This window comes from Staphylococcus hsinchuensis, from assembly GCF_038789205.1.
Lineage (GTDB): Bacteria > Bacillota > Bacilli > Staphylococcales > Staphylococcaceae > Staphylococcus > Staphylococcus hsinchuensis.
In genome coordinates this window covers 686,168-705,160 of the sequence record NZ_CP128355.1, presented here as the reverse complement: position 1 = coordinate 705,160, position 18,993 = coordinate 686,168, and the positions used below count along the sequence as shown (strand labels likewise).

The 18,993-nt window shown below is 37.9% G+C and carries 15 protein-coding genes and 1 other annotated feature; of the genes, 4 read left to right on the top strand and 11 right to left on the bottom strand.

Features of this window, described 5'->3' with window-relative positions; genetic code table 11:
- Nucleotides 1–157: 157 nt before the first annotated feature.
- From add to QQM35_RS03440, 11 genes are all read right to left on the bottom strand, one after another.
- Nucleotides 158–1,141, bottom strand: a complete 984-nt coding sequence (add, locus tag QQM35_RS03490) for an adenosine deaminase (protein ID WP_342610502.1) — start codon at nucleotides 1,139–1,141, stop codon at nucleotides 158–160.
- Nucleotides 1,142–1,346: 205 nt separating this feature from the next.
- Nucleotides 1,347–1,952, bottom strand: a complete 606-nt coding sequence (gene cysC / locus QQM35_RS03485) for an adenylyl-sulfate kinase (RefSeq protein WP_251521423.1) — start codon at nucleotides 1,950–1,952, stop codon at nucleotides 1,347–1,349.
- Nucleotides 1,953–2,000: 48 nt separating this feature from the next.
- Nucleotides 2,001–3,167 (bottom strand): sulfate adenylyltransferase, encoded by a 1,167-nt coding sequence (gene sat / locus QQM35_RS03480; RefSeq protein WP_251521426.1) that lies wholly within the window; start codon nucleotides 3,165–3,167, stop codon nucleotides 2,001–2,003.
- A 41-nt stretch (nucleotides 3,168–3,208) separates the two neighbouring features.
- Entirely contained in the window at nucleotides 3,209–4,102 is an 894-nt protein-coding gene (locus QQM35_RS03475; RefSeq protein WP_251521429.1) for a sulfite exporter TauE/SafE family protein, read from the bottom strand.
- A 24-nt stretch (nucleotides 4,103–4,126) separates the two neighbouring features.
- A complete protein-coding gene (locus QQM35_RS03470) occupies nucleotides 4,127–4,741 on the bottom strand; it encodes an NAD(P)-binding protein (RefSeq protein ID WP_251521432.1) in 615 nt (204 codons plus the stop codon).
- A 14-nt stretch (nucleotides 4,742–4,755) separates the two neighbouring features.
- Nucleotides 4,756–5,517, bottom strand: a complete 762-nt coding sequence (locus QQM35_RS03465) for a sirohydrochlorin chelatase (protein ID WP_251521435.1) — start codon at nucleotides 5,515–5,517, stop codon at nucleotides 4,756–4,758.
- Between the two features lie 63 nt (nucleotides 5,518–5,580).
- Nucleotides 5,581–6,348 carry a uroporphyrinogen-III C-methyltransferase gene (gene cobA, locus QQM35_RS03460; protein ID WP_251521438.1) on the bottom strand — a complete coding sequence of 256 codons (768 nt, stop codon included), beginning with the start codon at nucleotides 6,346–6,348 and terminating at the stop codon, nucleotides 5,581–5,583.
- Nucleotides 6,349–6,371: 23 nt separating this feature from the next.
- Nucleotides 6,372–8,084 carry an NADPH-dependent assimilatory sulfite reductase hemoprotein subunit gene (locus QQM35_RS03455; RefSeq protein WP_251521441.1) on the bottom strand — a complete coding sequence of 571 codons (1,713 nt, stop codon included), beginning with the start codon at nucleotides 8,082–8,084 and terminating at the stop codon, nucleotides 6,372–6,374.
- 20 nt (nucleotides 8,085–8,104) lie between these two features.
- Nucleotides 8,105–9,883 carry an assimilatory sulfite reductase (NADPH) flavoprotein subunit gene (locus tag QQM35_RS03450; RefSeq protein WP_425356339.1) on the bottom strand — a complete coding sequence of 593 codons (1,779 nt, stop codon included), beginning with the start codon at nucleotides 9,881–9,883 and terminating at the stop codon, nucleotides 8,105–8,107.
- Nucleotides 9,884–10,040: 157 nt separating this feature from the next.
- On the bottom strand, nucleotides 10,041–10,766 hold the full coding sequence (locus QQM35_RS03445) for a phosphoadenylyl-sulfate reductase (protein ID WP_251521448.1): 726 nt from the start codon (nucleotides 10,764–10,766) through the stop codon (nucleotides 10,041–10,043).
- Nucleotides 10,767–11,202: 436 nt separating this feature from the next.
- Nucleotides 11,203–12,045 carry a ParB/RepB/Spo0J family partition protein gene (locus tag QQM35_RS03440; protein ID WP_285813501.1) on the bottom strand — a complete coding sequence of 281 codons (843 nt, stop codon included), beginning with the start codon at nucleotides 12,043–12,045 and terminating at the stop codon, nucleotides 11,203–11,205.
- Between the two features lie 188 nt (nucleotides 12,046–12,233).
- Nucleotides 12,234–12,604: a binding site (T-box leader), on the top strand.
- A 63-nt stretch (nucleotides 12,605–12,667) separates the two neighbouring features.
- Between QQM35_RS03440 and QQM35_RS03435 the strand changes: the two genes are divergently transcribed.
- The 4 genes from QQM35_RS03435 to metE are packed head-to-tail and all read left to right on the top strand — an operon-like array spanning nucleotide 12,668 to nucleotide 18,987.
- Nucleotides 12,668–13,774 (top strand): PLP-dependent transferase, encoded by a 1,107-nt coding sequence (locus QQM35_RS03435; RefSeq protein ID WP_251521931.1) that lies wholly within the window; start codon nucleotides 12,668–12,670, stop codon nucleotides 13,772–13,774.
- Complete coding sequence (gene metC / locus QQM35_RS03430) at nucleotides 13,771–14,946, top strand: cystathionine beta-lyase MetC (protein WP_251521470.1); 1,176 nt, start codon at nucleotides 13,771–13,773, stop codon at nucleotides 14,944–14,946. Before QQM35_RS03435 ends, metC begins: the two co-directional genes overlap by 4 nt.
- Nucleotides 14,900–16,750, top strand: a complete 1,851-nt coding sequence (locus tag QQM35_RS03425; protein ID WP_251521473.1) for a bifunctional homocysteine S-methyltransferase/methylenetetrahydrofolate reductase — start codon at nucleotides 14,900–14,902, stop codon at nucleotides 16,748–16,750. Before metC ends, QQM35_RS03425 begins: the two co-directional genes overlap by 47 nt.
- Entirely contained in the window at nucleotides 16,747–18,987 is a 2,241-nt protein-coding gene (gene metE, locus QQM35_RS03420; protein ID WP_251521476.1) for a 5-methyltetrahydropteroyltriglutamate--homocysteine S-methyltransferase, read from the top strand. Before QQM35_RS03425 ends, metE begins: the two co-directional genes overlap by 4 nt.
- Nucleotides 18,988–18,993 lie beyond the last annotated feature (6 nt).

Below are 18,993 nucleotides of genomic sequence, written 5' to 3'. Positions count from 1 at the left end.
CAAATTTCTACCACACTACCGAATACTACAAAAAAGGAGTAGGACAGAAATCGAATTTTTAATAAAGCTTTCGTAGCCCCACCTTATTGACAAAGAGCCTGAAACAACATTTTTTGTCTCAGACTCTCCCCTGCCATTTGTGTTTTAAACGGCTATTTTACTTTATCACTGCTCGTAATTTCTCTTTCTCTTGATCTGATAAAAATGCATAACGAATCGCACGTTGATTAATTTCAACAATTTGCTTTAAGTCTATGAAATGATGGTCCAATAATAAATGATATTCTTCATTTAATGACGTCTGTGTCACTGTGCGATTATCCGTGTTAATGATAAAAGGGATGTCATGCTCTAACAAATATGGAAGATTTAATTGTGACAATTGTTGAATTGCGTTTGTCTGAATATTACTTTTTGGACAAATTTCTAGTAATACGTCTCGTTGCTTTACTTCTTGCAAGGCAGTTTCATCATCGTTAATCGCAACGCCATGACCGATACGACGAGCACCTAGTCTCATAGATTCCATTACATTATGTTTACAACCACATTCACCTGCATGCAATGTTAAGTTGAAACCTTGGTCTAAGCCATATTGTATCGTCGAAGAAATGGATTCGGGAGGAAAACCCGCTTCAGGTCCAGCAAAATCAATGCCACAAAGTGTTTTACTATCGATTTGATGTTCGGCAATTGCATCAAATAATTGTCGATTGACTTCACTTTCATGTTGGCGCATGGCACATACTAATATATTTACTTTAATATCAAACTGTTCGAGTGCTGCTTGTACACCTGATTCGACTGCTTCAAACGTATCTTGTACGGTTAATCCTTGCTCTGTATGTAATAAAGGTGCGAAACGGATTTCGATATATTTCACGTTATCTCGATTTGCTTGAGCTACTACATCGACAACTGCCCTTTTTAAACTATCGTAAGTTTGCAATACTTTCAAAATTTCATCGAAACATTGTAAATATTCATCTAAACTGTCGCATTTTTCGTTAACTAATAAATGCTGTTCGTTTAAAGCCACACCTTGCTCTTGAGCTAATTGTTTAATTAATTCTACGCTCACTGAACCATCTAAATGACAATGCAGTTCAACTTTCGAAATTTCTTCTAAACGTTTCTCCATCTTAATGACCTACCTCACTTGAAACATCTTTTATCATGACCGTTGTTAATATTCATTTTCTAAAAATTTTATTGACTTACTATAACATTTTGACAACGATTATTCTATATTCAACACCTTAAGTACTATTTTCGTCCTCTAAATAAAAGAAAAGAAGTGCTATCATAGCACTTCTTTTTATATAAAACCGGTGTTAACCATTTAATTATGCGTCGATATAGTGGTGTTGTTTAAGATAAGCAATAATTTGTTCTACCGCTTCATCGACACTCAACTGTTCCGTATCTACGACGATTTCTGCTTGAGTCGGTTCTTCATACGGTGCATCAATACCTGTGAACCCGCTAATTTCACCATTTCTCGCCTTTTTATACAGTCCTTTAGGGTCTCTCGCTTCACACGTTTCTAAACTACATTGCGTGTAAACTTCGATGAACTCTTGATCATCCAACAATGCTCTTACAGCATCGCGATCTTCCCGATATGGTGAAATAAACGCAGTCACCGTAATCATACCTGCGTCGACCATTAATTTACTCACTTCACCGATACGTCTAATATTTTCTTGGCGATCTTCTGGACTAAAGCCAAGATTTTTATTTAATCCATGTCGAACGTTATCTCCGTCTAAACGATACGTTTGCATACCTTGGTTGAATAGTGCTTGTTCTAACGCGACAGAGATTGTAGACTTCCCTGACCCTGATAGTCCAGTGAACCATATAACTGCACTTTTATGATTATTACGTTGTTGACGTTCTGTTTTTTTAACTTCTGAGTCATGCCAAGTAATATTTTCCGATTGAGCCATCGTGCCACTCCTTTTATTATGAATAATTAATGTGATTGTTGTTCAATTTTATTGTTCTTGCATGCCTTTGATTAATACTTCGGCAACTTCAGGTCTTGAAAATTCTTTCGGTAGTGATTCACCTTTTTTCAATTTCTCACGCACTTTCGTACCACTTAAATGTAAATGTGCAGAAGCATCATGTGGACATGTCTTAGCTGTCGCCATATTTTCACATGTTGTGCAGTAGAAAGCATGTTCAAATTTCAATATGCGAATGCCTAGTTCATCTTCATATTGACCAATGAGCTCTTGTGCTTCGTATGTACCGTAGTAATCGCCAACTCCAGCATGGTCTCTGCCGACGATAAAGTGTGTACAACCGTAGTTTTTACGTACTGTCGCATGTAAGATTGCTTCACGTGGTCCTGCATATCGCATTGCAGCTGGATAGATGACTAAGCGTGCTCTATCTTCTGGATAATAGTTTTTCAAGATAACTTGGTAGCTCTCCATACGGACAGATGCGGGAATATCGTCCGATTTTGTTTCACCTACTAACGGATTTAGCAATAAACCATCCACTGATTCCAGCGCAGCTTTTTGAATGTATTCGTGTGCACGGTGCACAGGATTACGTGTTTGGAAACCTACTACTGTCTTCCAACCTAAATCTTGGAACAATTGACGTGTTTCAACAGGGTCTAAATGGAAGTCTACGAATTCGTCGTGTTTTGGACGTTCTACTAAATGGATTGGACCTGCAAGATAAACGTTACCTTTTTCGTAAACCTTTTTTACACCTGGATGCGCGTCATCTGTCGTGCCGTAGACTAGTTTTGCTTCTTGCTCTTTGTCATAAGTGTATTTTTCTTCCAGATCGAGTACACCATAAAGTTGGTCGTCCTCACCGTACAATGCGACACGTGAGCCAATCGTTAATGCATCGGCTTGTGCTTCAATTACTGGTAATGTAATAGGAATGCTCCATACAAGTCCATTGCTTAAATGTAGATTTTCGACAACTTCTTTGTAGTCCGCTTGATTCATAAACCCTGTTAATGGACTGAACCCACCGATTGCGATGAGCTCTAAATCAGATAAACTCCAAGGATTTAATGTGATGGATGGAAATTCCTTTGCTTCAGCGATGAGTTGTTCTCTTTCAGAACCTTCTAATTGTCTATTGATTAATTGCCCACCGTGGGGTTCGATTGTCATTGTATGATTTGTCATGATTCACACTTCCTTTTCTAGAAATTTTAAAATGTTTCGCTTTATTTTTTACTTTTAGAAACGTGTAATGAATGGTGATGATTTTGTATAATTCCAAAAATTACTAATATAATCCAAGCAACGATAATGCCTACTTTTATTGTAGTTTCTGTGGAGTCAGAGAATTTCGCTATACTTAACAACGAATTACTGTTGGTAAAAATGATTAAGCCACCGACACATATCGCTAATATATTCATCGGTAAAACCTTTACTAACCAGGCAGCAATTGGCGCGGCTATCATGCCACCGATACTTAAGAAAATGACGAGTGCCCAGTTAATTTCGCTCCAACCTAAGAAAATAATGAATCCTAGTGAAGCTGATAAAGTGACGAAAAATTCACTCGCTGATACAGTTCCAATTGCATATCTTGGTTCTAACTTCTTCTGTGCTAATAAGAGTGGCGTGTTGACTGGACCCCAACCGCCACCTCCGATTGCATCTAAAAATCCTGCAATCGCACCTTGTGGAATAACTAAAAGTCGTTTTTTACTATTCACATCGATATCATCTTCAACTGCTTCGTTTCGTTTAATTAAAAATTGATATAAGATATAGAATCCCATCAATAATAGGAATATTGCTATTACGGGCTTGATTAGATCGCCCTTAATATGACTTAATAACGCAGCACCAAGAAAGGCTGCAATAGCTCCTGGTATTGCTAATTTAATGAGTGTGGGTTTATGCACATTTTCAAACTTCAAATGAGATGTACCTGAAACGGCGGTCGTTGCTATTTCTGAAAAATGAACGGTCGCTGAAACGATTGCAGGTGTTATCCCAAATGTAAGTAAAATAGAAGAGGAGGATGCACCAAAACCCATACCTAATGAACCATCAATCATTTGTGCAACAAAACCTGCCAGTGCAAATATCAATAGTTTTCTCATGTGTGGGCACCCCTTTCAATACGTTTAATTTATTGAATCTAACCATATTTTTATTTCTTTTTGCTTTTTTGTATCTAAATACGTTTCATCTAACAATGCTTTTAATATGTTTTGTTTTTCAGTTGATGAAAGTGAACTATTTTTCACTTTAGTCCTACATTCATATAAAAAGTCGACGTAACTTTCGTAAGAAGTAGGAAAGCGTTGCTCAAATTCTGATAATAGTTGTGACGTTAACCCTGGGCTCGCACCATTGGTTGTAATACTAATCGTTAAGTGCCCACGTCTTAATATATTTGGAACAATGACATTACCTTGACTTGCCTCTCCAGCCATATTGATTAATGCGTGTGGTGGTTTCACCTTTAAGATGTGCTGATTCGTTGCTTCATCGTTCGTTGCAACAATGATTAAATCAGCTTGTGCAATATCCTCTGAAGATTCAAACTTTTTTTGAATCCATTCAATCACCGAATCTTGATATAACTCATTTAAATTAGGTGTTAACTCAGGACTAATAATTCGAATATGCGATGTAAAATCTATGAATTTGTGAACTCTACGTTCGGCTACCTTTCCGCCACCGATTATGACTACATGTTTATTTTGCATATCAATCATCAAAGGCATTAGAGACATATTGTCACTCCTCATCATGAATTCAATTTCACTGTTTGGTCTATGTCATCAAATGTTTCTATCACTCGATCTCTTAAGGCAAGCTGTAAGTTTAAATGATGACCTAATCTCTCACACAAGATAATGTCGCTAGGTTCATCTTTATATCGTCCGGCCTCTGATATAATATGTTGGTCTAATATGCCGGTAAACCATAAATATGGCACGATAAAGATTTGAGAGGGTTGTTCATTAACAGCATCTTGTAGCTTACCTTCAAAGGCAGGACTACATGCTGCTAAATAGCAAACTTCAATATTGCTCATGTCTAACATGTCACAAAGTTGTTGCTGTATCTCAGTTAAATCGCGTTGTGTTTGGGGGTTACGACTGCCACGACCTACAATTAATATTTTGGCATCAGACTGTACCGTAGCTTGCGTTTCTTCAATGCGATCCTTTAAAATTTCTGTTAAACGCCGTTGTACCCCAAGTGGCTTACCGTAACTCACTGCAACGTTTGGAAAACGCTGTTGGTTCTCTTTAATTTCAGCTGGGATATCTTTAAAGTAATGACCTGCACTTAATAACAATACGGGTACAACTGAAATTTCTGTGGCACCTCGTTCAACTAAACGTTGAAACCCTTGTGATAAGGTAGGTTCTACGAGTTCTAAGAAACATGTTTCTTGTAATGGTACATCTACACGGGTTTTTACGGATTCTATAAAGGTCGTTGCTTCTGCAACAGCTTCTGGAACACGACTTCCGTGACTGACATATAAGACGCCGCGCATACTGACCCTCCTTTCTCAACAAAGCTTAATCGAACTCATTATTTTTATTCCTGCCGCTAAACTTTAAGTTAGTTTAGCTATAACTTCTTCAGTTGGCATTTCTTCAAACCAACTGATACGCTCTCTAAGTTTCACTACTTCTCCGACGACAATCATCGATGGGTTTGCTACATCTTTCGCAACTTCGACGATATTATCTAAAGTACCGACGACTGTTTTTTGTTTGTTTGAAGTACCGAGGTGGACGAGTGCGACTGGTGTATCACTAGCACGTCCATATCGGATCAATCGATCGCGAATCACTGGTAAATTTTTAACACCCATGTAAATACATAGTGTTTCAGGACCTAAAGCAAGATGCGTCCAATAGTCCGCTTCATTCACATCTTTATTAATCACCCCTGTCACAAATGCAACAGAAGAACTATAATCACGATGTGTCACTGGAATACCAGCATAAGCAGGTGCGGCAATGCCGGATGTAATGCCAGGCACCACTTCAAACGGGATATGATTTTGAGATAATATTTCAGCTTCTTCTCCGCCTCGGCCAAAGACGAAAGGGTCTCCACCTTTGAGGCGCGTAACGGTATAACCTTTCTTCGCCAAATTAACTAACACTTTATTTGTATCTTCCTGCGGTAACGAATGACGATTGGGGTCTTTCCCACAATACATATATTTCGCAGTAGGTGAGGCATATTCAAATAATGCTTTGTTGACTAAGCGATCATATAAAATAACATCTGCTTGTTCGATGGCTTTCATACCTTTAACGGTAATTAAATCAGGATCTCCAGGGCCTGCGCCTACTAAAAATACTTTGCCCATACTGTCACCACTTTCTATAATTATTAACTATGGAATACGCGACCATCTGTAACGGCCTCTACAATTCCTGCACGAACGACGAAATCACCGAAGTGTTCACCTTGTTCTCTTTCTTTCGCATATTGCGTTAAAATCGGTTGCAAGCTTTCTAATATTTCAGCTTCACCAATATTTTCTTTGTACATTTTGTTTAAGCGATCACCTGTAAAGCTACCTCCAAGATACATATTGTACTTACCAGGGCCTTTACCAATAAATGCAATTTCAGCTAACGCTGGTCTTGCACAACCGTTCGGACAACCTGTCATTCGGATAGTAATCTCTTCTTCATTAAGTCCTGCTTCATCGAGTAAATCTTCAATTTTATTAATCAATGACGGTAAATAACGCTCTGACTCTGCCATTGCTAATCCACATGTAGGGAAAGCAACACATGCCATTGAGTTTCTTCTAAGACCTGTATATTGTTCACCATCAGTGATGCCATACTCAGAAATAATTGCTTCGATGTCTGGTTTCTTCGATGGATCCACATTTGCGATAATTAAGTTCTGATTAGGTGTTAAACGGAAATCTCCTTCGTGTATTTCAGCAATTTGACGTAAAGCCGTTTTCAATTGGTAATCTTTTGTATCTTTGACACGACCATTTTGGATAAATAGTGTGAAATGCCATTTACCATTACCTTCTGTCCAACCTAAACGGTCACCGTTATGATCGAAATGGAATGGACGTGCTTCTTCTAATTCCCAACCTAAACGATTGTTCAATTCGTTTGTAATCCAGTCTTCACCAAGTCGATCAACAGTATATTTAAAGCGTGCATTGCTACGATTTTCACGATTACCATAATCACGTTGAATCGTTAAGATTTTTTCACAGACGTCCACAACTTGTTCTTTAGGGAAATAACCAATAAGACGGCCAAGTTGAGGATAAGTATCGTCATTACCATGTTTCATACCCATGCCGCCGCCAACTGTTACGTTGAAACCGACGAGCGCATCGTTTTCAATGATCGCGATTAAACCTATATCTTGTGAATACACATCAATATCGTTTGAAGGTGGAACAGCGATACCAATCTTAAATTTACGAGGTAAGTATGTCTTACCGTAAATTGGTTCCACTTCTTCTTCATCACTTGTATCTAAGACTTTGTCGCCATCTAACCAAATTTCGTGATAGGCTTGTGTCTTCGGTGATAGATGTTTACTGATGTCATGGGCATATTGATTAATTTCTGAATGAATGTCAGATTGATAAGGGTTTGGGTTACACATGACGTTACGGTTTACATCACCACATGCCGCAAGTGTGTCTAATAATGATTGGTTGATGTCTTTCATAGATTGTTTAAGATTGCGTTTTAAAATGCCATGGAATTGGAATGCTTGTCTCGTTGTTAATTTAATCGTTTGATTCGCATAATTATTTGAAATATCATCCATTGCAATCCATTGCTCAGGTGTTGCTGCACCACCTGGCGCTCTTACTCTAATCATGAAGCTATATGCAGGTTCTAATTTTTGTTTACGACGTTCATCTCTTAAATCTCGGTCATCTTGTTGATAACTACCATGGAACTTTAAGAGCTTTGTATCTGCTTGTGAGATAGATCCTGTAATCGGGTCAGCTAATCCTTCTTCGATTGTGCCACGTAGGTAATTACTATCATGTTTGATACGTTCTAACTCATCTAGTTTATCTAAAAAGTTTGTATACGTTTCAGACATCTCATCATCATTCCTTTCTGTTAATATACATCTCTTTGATAACGATTTTCTTTTCTCATTTCTGCTAAGTAGGCTTCAGCTTCCGTTTCAGACATATTACCTTCCGTTTGAAGCACATGTTGTATCGTTTGATGTACATCTTTCGCCATATATTTTTCATCGCCACAAACGTAAAGTGCTGCGCCATTGATTAACCACTGATAAAATGTTTCGCTGTTTTCTAATATGCGATGTTGGACATATACTTTTTCGTCACTATCCCTTGAAAATGCGATATCCATTTTTGTTAAGACATCATCTTTCAACCACGTTTGCCATTCAGTTTGGTATAAGAAATCTGTAGTGAAATGTTGCTCACCAAAGAATAACCACGTATGACCTGTCAGTCCTAGTTCTTCGCGTTCTTGAAGATATGATCTAAATGGTGCAACACCAGTACCTGGACCAATCATAATAACTGGTGTTTGTTCATCGAATGGGAACTTGAAATTCGGATTTTTCTTTAAATAAATTGGAATCGTATCGCCGGGTTCTATGCGTTCAGCAAGTTGTACCGAACAGACACCGTTACGTGCACGTTCATGTGCTTCGTATCTCACTGCCCCTACCGTAATATGTACTTCATCAGGGTTGGCTTTGTAACTGCTTGCGATTGAATATTCTCTCGGTGGTAACTTTCTTAAGAATCGGTGTAAATCTTGTGGCTGTAAATTGTTTGATGGAAAGTCTTGAATTAAATCAATCACATCTCTACCGTAGATATATTCTTGAATCCATTCATTGTCGTTTACTTTGTCATTAAGTTCACTGTTCTCAAATAATGGTGCTGCCTTTTGAAGTAATGGCTTTGTCAGTTTAGTAATTTCAAAATGTTCTTTTAATGCATTTTCTAGGACAAGCGTATCGCCATCTTCGTTGATTGTGACTTCTTGTTGACCGTCCCAACCTAATGTTTCAAGCAACAATGCTACAATTTCTGGATCATTTTGAGGTTTCACTACGACACAGTCACCCGGCTCGTATTCTTCACCATAATTATCTAACAAGAGTTCGATATGACGGACTTCTTTATTGGAACCACGTCCGTTTAAGTTAATATTTTCAAGTACTTCTGCTTCATATGGATTTGATTTTGAATAGCGTTGTTTTTGTGCTGATTGACCACTTTCAGTAGCTGTTACAGTTGGTTCAACGCCTGATTCATTAATCAACTTTTCGATATTCGCGTTCATCCATTTTTCAGCTGGATCGTCGTAATCGATATCGCAATCTTGTCTATCAACTAAGCGTTCGGCGCCAAGTTCTTCTAGTTTCGCATCGAAATCTTTACCTGTTTGGCAGAAGAATTCATATGACTCATCTCCAAGTGCCAACACAGAGAATCTCACGCCATCAAGCTTTGGCGCCTTTCGACCGTGAACGTATTCATGGAAGGTTAAAGCATTATCAGGTGGGTCACCTTCACCATGCGTTGCCGTGATAATAAATAAATCTTGTACTTTCTTTAAATCTCTCGCTTTGAAACCATCCATCGCGTTCAGTTTCACTGCGAATTCTTGTTCAACGAGTCGATCTGCAAACATTTCTGCTAAACCTTGTGCATTGCCGGTTTCTGAACCATATAGCACCGTAATTTCTCGCTTAGCTTGTGTTGGTGTGTCACTGTTGAGTACATTTTCAGCGACTTGTGGCGAAGCTGCTGCTGCATCGGTAGTCGCTGCTTGAGCTGCAACTTGTTGACCAGCAGTTAAGTAACCGCTAAGCCAGATGCGCTGCTCCGGGGTTAAATCTTTAAGCACTTGATTAAGTTGTGCTGCCTGTTCTTCGTTAAAAGGGCTGTTCGAGACTGATAAATTCACCGTTGTTTCACCTCATCAAATTCAAAATTGAAATGTATTTTAAATAATTTATATTGCCGATTGGAATACTAGGCTTTAATGTTAAAAAAATATTCCACTAAGGATTAGTCGTATGCAAACCACATTCTGTCTTGTTGGCATGCATCCATCTACCCGCTCTGGAATCGCTTGCATCTGCTACTGCTGAAGTACAAGGAATGCATCCAATACTTGGATAGTTATGGTCGTGTAATTCGTTGTAATGTAAATCATGTGATTTGATATAGTCCCACACGTCATCCCAAGACCAATGGATCAGTGGACAAACTTTAACTGATTTAAAACGTTCGTCTTTATTAATAAAGTTTGTGTTCTCACGACTTGGAGACTGTGCACGTCTTAAACCTGAAACCCATGCTGTAGCACCTGAAAGTACTTCTTCAAGTGGTTTAATCTTGCGAATGTAGCAGCACATGTTAGGATCGTTCTTCCATAAAGCTGGTTGGTACTCCTCCGCTTGTTCTTCTACCGTGAGTTCTGGCTTTTTCATCTTAATGTTAAGCTCTGGGTAACGTTGTTGCACTCGATCGATTAAATCATACGTTTCTTGGAAGTGTAGCCCTGTGTCAAGGAACACAATTTCTGCATTTGGTTTAACTTGATAGATTAAATCAAGTAAAATCATGGCCTCTGCTCCAAAACTGCAAGAATACACAATAGAATCACCATACGTATCATATGCCCATTTCACAACTTCGCGAGCACCTTTCGTATCGTCTGTGATATCTATTGAATCAAAAATAGTGTCATCAAAATTATCATAAGTAATTTGCTTTTCTGACATTGACGGGTCATCCCCTTTTCTAAAATATGCTCTATTTATTTATGAAATATTCTATTTTGCGAATTGTTTGAAAATAAATTATGTGTCATACTTTACGCACTGTAATATGCAATGTCAAGTGTATTATACCACGTCTCAAGCCCTCAAAACCGATTAAACTGATAAGGATAAAAATGTTTTCAGACTTTATATGACAGGCTTAAATCATATTTATATCTTTTCATTTTCAAAAAATTAAACAAATTATAAAAACCGACTCGTGATTGTCATATCAATGCTTAGACAATCTTTAAAGAATTTTTAAAATTTGTATAATTCAAGTTAAAATTTTTCCTTATAAAAATAAAAAGCGGGACAGAAATCTACATAGAGCAAATTTCAATGTCCCGCCAAGGTATATTATCGAATATATAAAGAGGTCGTTCTCCTTAACTAACTATAAATCGCGATGGTATTTTTCATTAAGTTGATGTATCAATCGTTTGAATTCTTCCTCTGAAGTAAACTCAAACGTGATTTGTCCTTTTTTATTTCGCGTCGCAATTGTTACATTCGATCCATATTGTTCTTTCAATTGACGTTCTTGTTGTTTAATAAATTTAGGTTTCACCGTAGCCTGATTTTTTGAGTTTGTCTCATTTTTTTTACCAAAATGTTCATTCACGTACTGTTCTAAGTAACGGACGCTCCAAGCCTCTTTTACTGCTTGTTGTGCTATACGTTTCATTTGATAATCATCTTTAACTGTTAGCAACGTTCTTCCATGGGCACCTGACAAACGACCATCTTTAATCATATTTGCGATGCTTATAGGTAAATGAAGGAGTCGCAACATATTAGCAATATATGGACGAGACTTACTGAGTCGTTTGGCTACTTGTTGTTGCGTCAGGTTAAGATCGTCCATGAGTTTACGGTAACCTTCCGCTTCTTCAATTGCATTTAAATCTTCACGTTGTAAATTTTCAATGATGGCTAACTCCATCATTTCTTCATCTGTTAATGTCTTAACGATAGCTGGTATTTGATCCAGTCCTGCCATTTGCGCTGCACGAAAGCGTCTTTCACCTACGACAATTGTATAGCCAACAATCGTCTTTCGTAACACAACAGGTTGAAGTATACCGTGATTTTTAATAGAACCTGCTAAATCTTCTAAGCGCTGTTCGTCAAACGTCTTACGCGGTTGGTATGGATTAGCTTTGATATCTTTAATTGCTATATTTTGAACTGTTTCATCATCATTTATAGGTAAAGGTTGCTCATCATTATTACCCAATATCATTCACCTGCTTTCACAATTATTTTTTATCAAATTAATACTTTGTTATCGCCATTATATCATTACGTCACTGGCAACACTGGTAGAGTTTAATTTTTTGTTTTATCAAAATTTTCAGATAAGTTGTTGACAAATGAAATAGAACTATGTAAGCTAAGTAATATCAAAATAGATCAACACAATCTTTAAACACAGTAATAAGGAAAGTAGAACTTAAACTACTGGCACAGAGAGTCTTCATTTGCTGAGAGAGGACACGGAAAGAAAGTTTGAAAATGGCCTTTGAGTGGTGATGCCAATATGAGGTGTCAACGGGTTCACCCGTTATAGTGATACAGTATTAACATTTTGTTAAATGGCGTACTGGAATCATACCATCATTTTAATTCGTTAATACTCATTTTATTGTTCTAAAGTGGGTTTTTATTTTGCGAATTTTTAATCGTTGACCCCAGTGGCGTTATTCTATTTAACAATTTAGCGTACTGGATAAGGTTGCTTTAGCGATAAAGTAACAAATTAAGGTGGTACCACGAAACGAGCTTTCGTCCTTTACATCCGATTTATTTCGGGTGCAAAGGACGGAAGCTTTTTTTATTTTCTAAAGGAGGTCTCAATGATGACAAAACATACTGAACTCGCACAAATTTCATTAACACATGACGATACAGGCGCAATTGCAAATCCGATTTATCTTTCAACAGCATTTCAACATCCAAAGTTAGGCGCATCCACTGGTTACGATTATACTCGTACGAAGAACCCAACTCGTACGGCCTTTGAAGAAGCTTTCGCACAGTTAGAACACGGCATTGCATCGTATGCAACATCTAGTGGTATGGCAGCGATTCAATTAATTTGTAACCTCTTCAAAGCTGGTGATGAAATTTTAGTTTCATTTGATTTATATGGCGGTACGTTCAGACTCTTTGATTTTTATGAGAAACAGTACGGTATCCAGTTCAAATATGTCGATTTCTTAGATTTCGATTCAGTCAAACAGCAACTCAACGACAATACGAAAGCATTATTCATTGAACCAATCTCCAATCCACAAATGATTGAAGTTGATGTTGAACCTTATTACGACTTAGCACACGAACATAATCTTTTAACAATCATTGACAATACTTTTTTAACACCGTACTTATCAACGCCGCTTGAAGAAGGCGCTGACATTGTATTGCATTCAGCGACAAAATATATTGGTGGTCATAATGATGTGCTCGCAGGAGTTGTTACTGTCAACGATGCGTACTTAGAACAACAGCTTTCCGAGTTACACAATATGATTGGTGCAACGCTATCACCGTTTGATAGTTATTTGTTACAACGTGGACTGAAAACACTGCACCTTAGAATGGATCGTGCTGAATATAACGCACAATTACTAGCTGAACGATGTAGAAGCTTAGATGCTATTGATGAAGTATTGTATTGCGGAAGTACTGGCATGTTAAGCATCCGTTTAAACAAAGCATTTCAAACGGATCAATTTCTAGAACATCTCAATGTATGCATCTTTGCTGAAAGTTTAGGGGGCACAGAAACATTTATCACCTTCCCTTATACACAAACCCACGTAGATATGCCAGATGCAGAGAAAGACAAACGTGGCATCGATCAACATTTACTCAGACTATCTATTGGCATTGAAGATTATAACGATATCGAGGCAGATATTTTACAGGCATTAGCAAAATCTAAGAAAGAAGTGATTACATGAGTTTATCTAAACAAACTGAAGTCATATTTGATACACGTAGAGGACACGATTATGATTCGGCAAACCCGCCTTTATATGATTCATCGACTTTCCATCAGAAACGATTAGGAGGCGATGCACCATACGATTACGCAAGAAGTGGAAATCCAAACCGAACTTTATTAGAAGAAAAGTTAGCCAAACTAGAAGGCGGCTCACACGCATTCGCCTTCTCATCAGGGATTGCAGCTATTTCAGCCGTACTACTCACGCTTAATGCAGGTGATCACGTAATTTTACCGGATGATGTGTATGGCGGTACGTTCAGATTAACTGAGCAGATCTTAACGCGTTTCGATATTCACTTTACAACGGTTGATGCAACGCAATTAACTAACATTGAAAAGGCCATTCAAGATAATACGAAACTCATCTATATCGAAACTCCGTCGAACCCTCTGTTTAAAATCACAGACATTCGCGGGGTTGCAAATATCGCACAACAGCACGATTTATATTTAGCAGTCGATAATACCTTTATGACACCACTAGGACAGTCACCTTTAGATTTAGGTGCAGATATCGTCGTCCATAGTGCCACAAAATTTATAGGTGGTCATAGTGACCTTATTGCAGGCGTTGCTATAACAAATAACAGTGAAATCGCAGACGCACTGTATCTCATACAAAATGGTACTGGCAATGCCCTATCAGCACAAGATAGTTGGACTTTAGCTAAACATTTAAAAACACTACCTATAAGATACAAACAATCAGTTGCAAATGCACAACAGCTTTATTCATTTTTAGCACAACGTCCTGAAATAGCCGAAATTTATTACCCAGGAAATAGCGACTTACATTTAGCACAAGCGCATCATGGTGGCGCTGTATTAGGATTTCGGTTAGCGGATGAAAGTAAAGCACAAGCTTTCGTGGACGCTTTAACATTACCGCTCGTATCTGTCAGTTTAGGCGGTGTTGAAACTATATTGTCTCATCCAGCCACGATGTCACATGCAGCAATACCAGAAGATGTACGTCAAGCGCGTAACATTACCTTTGGTTTATTTAGATTAAGTGTCGGATTAGAAAATCCTGACGAATTAATTGCAGATTTAAATTACGCACTAAAGGAGGCTTTCAATGAATCCATTACTAAGCAAATTACACAACAACCTACTCGTCGCTGATGGTGCAGTTGGAACCATCTTATACTCAGAAGGCATCGATACTTGCCCAGAAGCTTATAACTTAACGCACCCTGAGAAGATAGAACGTATTCACCGCTCCTATATAGAAGCTGGTGCAGATATTATCCAAACAAACACGTATGGTGCCAACTTTGAAAAGTTAAAACCCTTCGGACTAGAACATAAAGTTAAAGACATACACCAAGCGGCTGTGCGAATAGCCAAACGTGCTGCGAACGATCAAACCTTTATTTTAGGAACGATTGGCGGCTTTAGAGGAATAAAACAAGAAGACCTGGAACTATCTTCTATTCTTTATCATAGCGGTATTCAAATCGATACATTAGTAGAATCCGGTGTCGACGGTCTACTGTTTGAAACGTATTATGATTTAGATGAACTCACCCAAGTTATTCAAGAAACAAAGCGTAAATATCCTGAACTACCACTCATTGCTCAATTTACAGCGCTCAATACGAACTATCTTAGAGATGGTACACCGATTAACAAAGCATTAAAGCAAATTATCGCAAGCGGTGCTAATGTTGTTGGACTGAATTGTCATCATGGTCCACATCATATGCAGGAATCATTTTCCCATATTGAACTACCGGAAAATGCGTACTTATCATGTTATCCAAATGCGAGTTTGCTTGACCTTGAAAATAGTGAATTTAAATATAGTGATAATGCAGCTTATTTCGGTGAAGTTGCTAAGCAAATTGTCGATGAAGGTGTACGAATAATTGGTGGATGTTGTGGTACAACACCAGAACATATTCAACATATCAAGTCAGCCGTTAAAGATTTAACACCGATTACTCAGAAAAATGTCATTCCCTTTGAAAAACATAGTAATCGTACAAATCACACACAACCAAATCACAATTTAACAGATAAAGTGAAGTCACGCCCAACGATTATCGTAGAGCTAGATACCCCTAAACATTTAGATACAGATAAATTTTTCAGAAATATCAGACAATTAGATGAGGCTGATATCGATGCAGTGACTTTAGCCGATAATTCACTGGCCACTGTACGCATTAGTAATATCGCGGCTGCAAGTATTATTAAACAACAATACGACATCGAACCTCTCGTACACATTACGTGTCGAGACCGGAACCTCATCGGCTTACAATCTCATTTACTTGGTTTATCCTTGCTCGGCGTAAATGAAATATTGACGATTACAGGCGATCCAGCCAAAGTTGGCAATTTACCCGGTGCTTCAAATGTTTATGATGTAAATTCCAAAGGTTTAACCGAAATCGCTTTACGCTTTAACCAAGGTATTAATACTGACGGAGATGCGCTGAAGGTCCATACGAACTTCAACATCGCAGGGGCTTTTGACCCTAATGTGAGAAAGCTTGACGGTGCCGTTAGACGACTCGAGAGAAAGAGCGAAAGTGGCATGCACTATTTCCTCACACAACCCGTTTACTCCAAAGCGAAAATCAAAGAAGTATATGAAGCAACGAAACACCTTGATACCCCCCTATTCATCGGTATCATGCCGATAACGAGTTATAAAAATGCATTATTTTTACACAATGAAGTCCCTGGCATCAAACTTTCTGAAGAAGTGTTACAAAAATTTGAAGCTGTAAAGGATGATAAAGCGAAGACAAAAGAACTAAGTATGCGCATTTCTAAAGATTTAATCGATACAGTACATGAATATTTCAACGGTTTATACTTAATTACCCCCTTCCAAAGTGTCGAATACACACTTGAGCTAGCGAATTATTCGAAGCAAATTACAACAAACACAAATAAACAGGAGGCAATACTATGACAATTAAAACATCAAACTTAGGATTCCCAAGATTAGGTAGAAAAAGAGAATGGAAAAAAGCAATCGAAAGCTATTGGTCAAATAAGATTGACCGCGACACATTACACCAACAACTTAAAGATTTGCACAAAGAAAACTTATTATTACAAAAAAATTATCATTTAGATAGTATTCCGGTAGGAGACTTCTCCCTGTATGACCATATATTAGATACATCATTGTTGTTCAACATCATACCTGAACGTTTCCAAGGACGTCCAGTTAATGACGACCTTTTATTTGATATTGCACGCGGTAATAAAGAACACGTAGCAAGTGCTTTAATTAAATGGTTTAACACGAACTACCATTATATCGTGCCAGAATGGGATGCAGCTGAACCTAAATTAAATCATAATATCTTATTAGAAAGATTACAGTATGCACAGTCCTTAAACGTCAATGCCCACCCTGTCATCGTTGGACCTGTCACTTTCGTTAAATTATCTAAAGGTGGTAATCAATCATTCGAAGAGAAAGTTGAAACGTTACTGCCTTTATATAAAGAAGTCTTACAATCATTCGTCGATGCTGGCGTCGAGTATATCCAAATAGATGAACCGGTATTAGTTGAGGATGATAGTGAACAATATGAAACTATCACTCAACAAGCCTACGAATACTTTGCACAAGTTGGTTTAGGTCAATCAATAGTGATTCAAACTTACTTCGAACGCGTAAACTTAAAGTTTCTCAACCGTTTGCCAGTTAAAGGATATGGATTGGATTTTGTTCACGATCACGGCAACAATTTATCACAAATTGAAGCAGGTGATTTAGACAAAGATAAATCATTATACGCAGGCATCATCGATGGACGTAATGTGTGGGCTAGTGACATTGAAGCTAAGAAAAATCTTATCGAAACATTATCTAATTATACAGATGATCTTGTTATTCAACCGTCTTCGTCACTATTACACGTACCTGTTTCACTAGATGACGAATCGTTAGACGAAGATATCGCTGAAGGGTTAAGTTTCGCAACTGAAAAGTTAGATGAACTCGATGCATTGCGCCGTCTGTTCAATGACAAAGATGATGAGAAATTTAATCAATTCAAAGCACGTTATGAACGTTTCCAACAACAGTCATTTAAAAATCTTGAATATGACTTTGACAGCGTGCCTACCTCAAGACAATCTGATTTCCAACAACGTAAAGTCGCACAACAACTGCGTCTTAATTTACCTGATTTACCTACAACAACAATCGGTTCTTTCCCGCAATCTCGTGAAGTTCGTAAGCAACGTGCAGACTGGAAAAATAACCGCATTTCAGATCAGGCGTATCAAACGTTTTTAGAACAAGAAATCGCTCGCTGGATTAACATACAAGAAGATATCGGTTTAGATGTATTTGTCCACGGTGAATTCGAACGTAACGACATGGTCGAATTCTTTGGTGAAAAACTTCAAGGTTTCTTAGTTACAAAATATGGCTGGGTACAATCATATGGGTCACGCGCTGTGAAACCACCTATTATTTATGGAGATGTTAAATGGACTGAACCTATCACAGTCAAAGAAACGACCTACGCTCAAAGTTTAACTGATAAACCTGTAAAAGGTATGCTCACAGGTCCTGTAACTATTTTAAATTGGTCATTCGAACGTGTTGATTTACCACGTGAAACTGTACAAGATCAAATCGCTCTCGCTATCAACGAGGAAGTCCTAGCTTTAGAATCAGCGGGTATTCAAATTATCCAAGTTGATGAGCCTGCATTAAGAGAAGGTTTACCATTACGTTCTGAATACCATAAAGATTATCTCGATAAAGCCGTACGTTCCTTTAAACTTTCAACTTCGTCCGTGGATGATGCTACACAAATTCATACGCATATGTGTTATTCTCAATTTGGTCAGATTATCCATGCGATTTATGATTTAGATGCCGATGTCATTTCAATCGAGACATCACGAAGTCATGGCGATCTCATCAAAGATTTTGAAGATATAACATATGATTTAGGTATTGGACTTGGCGTATACGATATTCACAGTCCGCGTATTCCAACTGAAGAGGAAATTACAACTGCGATTAACCGCGCTTTACAGCAAATCGATCGCTCACTGTTCTGGGTAAATCCTGACTGCGGATTGAAGACACGTAAAGAAGAAGAAGTTCAACAAGCATTAACGGTACTCGTTAATTCAGTTAATAAATTAAGAAAATCGCATTCTAAAGCAGTTTAATTAGAA